Origin of the sequence: uncultured Aquincola sp., assembly GCF_964001545.1 — a bacterium.
In the GTDB taxonomy this organism is placed as follows: Bacteria; Pseudomonadota; Gammaproteobacteria; order Burkholderiales; family Burkholderiaceae_C; genus Aquincola.
The window spans coordinates 1-2880 of the sequence record NZ_CAXFDV010000600.1 but is presented as its reverse complement, the minus strand read 5'-3'; the positions used below and the strand labels follow the sequence as shown (position 1 = coordinate 2880).

The window sequence follows — 2880 nt, the reverse complement described above, 5'->3', positions numbered from 1 at the left end:
GCCTGGCCCTGCAGCGGCTGCCGCTGCCCGACCACCACGACTTCGCGCAACTGCCCTGGCCCGCATCCGCGCCCGACGTGCTCATCACCGAAAAGGACGCGGTGAAGCTGCCGCCGGCCCGCCTGCCGCCGGGCCAGCGCGTGTGGGTGGCCACGCTAGACTTCCGCCTTCCGCCCGGCTTTGCCGCGGCCCTGCAGCAACTGCTGCCCCAGCCACCTACCGCCCCATGACGCTCGACCATCGCCTGATCGACCTGCTGGTGTGCCCCGTTTGCAAGGGCCCGCTGGAGATGCTGCGTGACGACGCCAACCAGCCCACCGAACTGGCCTGCCGCGCCGACCGACTGGCCTTCCCGATCCGCGACGGCCTGCCGGTGATGCTGGAAGGCGAAGCCCGCAACCTGGACTGACCGCGGCATGCGCTTTTCGGTGCTGATTCCGGCGCGGCTGGCCTCGACCCGGCTGCCGCGCAAACCGCTGGCCGACATCGGCGGCCTGCCGATGGTGGTGCGTGTGGCGCAGCGCGCGGCGCTGGCCGGCGCGCAGCAGGTGGTGGTGGCCGCCGACGATGCGCAGATCGTGCAGGCCTGCGAAGCCCATGGCGTTCGCGCCCTGCTCACCCGCACCGACCACGCCAGCGGCAGCGACCGCCTGGCCGAGGCCTGCGAGCTGCTGGGCTTGCAGGGCGACGACGTGGTGGTCAACGTTCAGGGCGACGAGCCCTTGATCGACCCCGCGCTGATCAGCGCCTGCGTGCAGCAGTTGCTGCAGCGGCCCGACTGCGTGATGAGCACCGTGGCCCATCCCATCGCCGAGCAGGCCGACCTGGCCAACCCGAACGTGGTCAAGGTGGTGCTGGATGCGCAGGGTCGCGCGCTGTACTTCAGCCGTGCGCCGCTGCCCTGGTGGCGCGACGGCAGCCAGCCGGGCCAGCCGGCGCTACCGCAGCCGCCGGCCCTGCGCCATGTGGGCCTGTATGGCTATCGCGCGGGCTTCCTGCGCGGCTTTCCGCGGCTGGCCGCTTCGCCGCTGGAAACCATTGAGGCGCTGGAGCAGCTGCGGGTGCTGTGGCATGGCGAACGCATCGCGGTGCACGTCAGCCATGAGGTGCCTGCGGCGGGCGTGGACACGCCCGAAGACCTGGCCCGCGTGCGGGCGCTGGTGGCGGCCGCGCAAGGCACTGCGCAAGGCGCCGCATAAGGCCTTGGCGGCCTGATGCCGCCTCACGTTTCCCCCGGGGTCGGCGCCGGGGCGACGTCAGTTTCGCGCAGGGGAGCGCGTGGTATCTTCCACCATCCAGGCAAGGGGGTGATTCATGCCACTTCCTGCAGCCACAGACATAAAACATTCGTCAATACGAGGACACCGATGAGACTGATCCTGCTGGGGGCGCCGGGTGCCGGCAAAGGAACCCAAGCCACCTTCCTGTGCCAGAAGTACGGCATCCCGCAGGTCTCCACCGGTGACATGCTGCGCGCGGCGGTCAAGGCCGGCACGCCGCTGGGCATCGAAGCCAAGAAGGTGATGGACTCGGGTGGCCTGGTCAGCGACGACCTCATCATCGGCCTCGTCAAGGAACGCATCGCCCAGCCCGATTGCGCCAAGGGCTTCCTGTTCGACGGCTTCCCCCGCACCATTCCGCAGGCCGAAGCCATGCGCGCGGCCGGCGTCAAGATCGACGCGGTGCTCGAGATCGACGTGCCGCACGAGGCCATCATCGAACGCATGAGCGGCCGCCGCACGCACCAGCCTTCGGGCCGCACCTACCACGTCAAGTACAACCCGCCCAAGGTGGAAGGCAAGGACGACGTGACCGGTGAAGACCTGATCCAGCGCGAAGACGACAAGGAAGAAACCGTCAAGAAGCGGCTGGAGGTCTACCGGAGCCAGACCCGCCCGCTGGTGGACTACTACTCGCAATGGGCCGCCACCGGCGACGCCCAGGCACCGCGTTACCGCCGCATCAGCGGCACCGGCAGCGTGGACGAGATCACCGCGCGCGCGCTGCAGGCGCTGGGCTGACCGGCATGGACATCGCAGGCAAGGTCTTCATCGTCACCGGCGGCGCTTCGGGCCTGGGCGAAGGCACGGCACGCATGCTGGCCGCCCAAGGCGGCAAGGTGGTCATCGCCGACCTGCAAGCCGACAAGGGCGAAGCCCTGGCGCAGGAGCTGGGCGGCGCCTTCGTCAAGTGCGACGTGAGCCAGGAAGCCGACGGCCAGGCCGCGGTGGCCAAGGCCACCTCGCTGGGCAAGCTGGTGGGCCTGGTGAACTGCGCCGGCATTGCGCCGGCGGCCAAGACGGTGGGCAAGGACGGCGCGCATGCGCTGGCGCTGTACACCAAGGTGATCACGGTCAACCTGATCGGCAGCTTCAACATGATCCGCCTGGCCGCCGAAGCCATGGCCCGCAACGAGCCCGAAGCCACCGGCGAGCGCGGCGTGCTGATCAGCACCGCCAGCGTGGCCGCCTACGACGGCCAGATCGGCCAGGCGGCCTATTCCGCCAGCAAGGGCGGCGTGGTGGGCATGACCCTGCCCATTGCCCGCGACCTGGCCCGCAACGGCATCCGCAACATGACCATCGCGCCGGGCATCTTCGGCACCCCGATGCTGTTCTCGATGCCCCAGGAAGTGCAGGACGCCCTCGCGGCCGGCGTACCCTTCCCTTCACGCCTGGGCACGCCGCAGGACTATGCCAAGCTGGTGCACGCCATCATCACCAACGAGATGCTCAACGGCGAGGTGATCCGGCTGGACGGAGCGATTCGGCTGGCGCCGAAGTGAGCTGACCACCGGCACAGCCTTGACTGCAGGGTTGACCTCTCGCATCATGGCTGTGAACGATGAAATCGCGCCGGATCCAGGAGATTTACGCCCCT

5 protein-coding genes are annotated in these 2880 nt (G+C 69.3%); all 5 read left to right on the top strand.

The features are described from left to right. Positions 1–230 (top strand): tetraacyldisaccharide 4'-kinase (locus tag ABNT58_RS20735; RefSeq protein ID WP_348755312.1); only part of this gene is annotated, 230 nt, incomplete at its 5' end. Further along, entirely contained in the window at positions 227–409 is a 183-nt protein-coding gene (locus ABNT58_RS20730) for a Trm112 family protein (RefSeq protein WP_348755311.1), read from the top strand. The genes ABNT58_RS20735 and ABNT58_RS20730, both read left to right, overlap by 4 nt. Positions 410–416: 7 nt before the next feature. Continuing rightward, on the top strand, positions 417–1199 hold the full coding sequence (kdsB, locus tag ABNT58_RS20725; RefSeq protein WP_348755310.1) for a 3-deoxy-manno-octulosonate cytidylyltransferase: 783 nt from the start codon (positions 417–419) through the stop codon (positions 1197–1199). A 168-nt stretch (positions 1200–1367) separates the two neighbouring features. Next, positions 1368–2021 (top strand): adenylate kinase, encoded by a 654-nt coding sequence (gene adk, locus ABNT58_RS20720; protein WP_348755309.1) that lies wholly within the window; start codon positions 1368–1370, stop codon positions 2019–2021. A gap of 5 nt (positions 2022–2026) precedes the next feature. Further along, the gene (locus ABNT58_RS20715; protein WP_348755308.1) at positions 2027–2785 is read left to right on the top strand and encodes a 3-hydroxyacyl-CoA dehydrogenase; all 759 of its coding nucleotides are present in this window, start codon (positions 2027–2029) and stop codon (positions 2783–2785) included. Positions 2786–2880: the final 95 nt, after the last annotated feature.

Coding starts and splice junctions, on each gene's coding strand:
- ABNT58_RS20730 (WP_348755311.1), top strand. CDS start 227: ATGACGCTCGACCATCGCCTGATCGACCTGCTGGTGTGCCCCGTTTGC.
- kdsB (WP_348755310.1), top strand. CDS start 417: ATGCGCTTTTCGGTGCTGATTCCGGCGCGGCTGGCCTCGACCCGGCTG.
- adk (WP_348755309.1), top strand. CDS start 1,368: ATGAGACTGATCCTGCTGGGGGCGCCGGGTGCCGGCAAAGGAACCCAA.
- ABNT58_RS20715 (WP_348755308.1), top strand. CDS start 2,027: ATGGACATCGCAGGCAAGGTCTTCATCGTCACCGGCGGCGCTTCGGGC.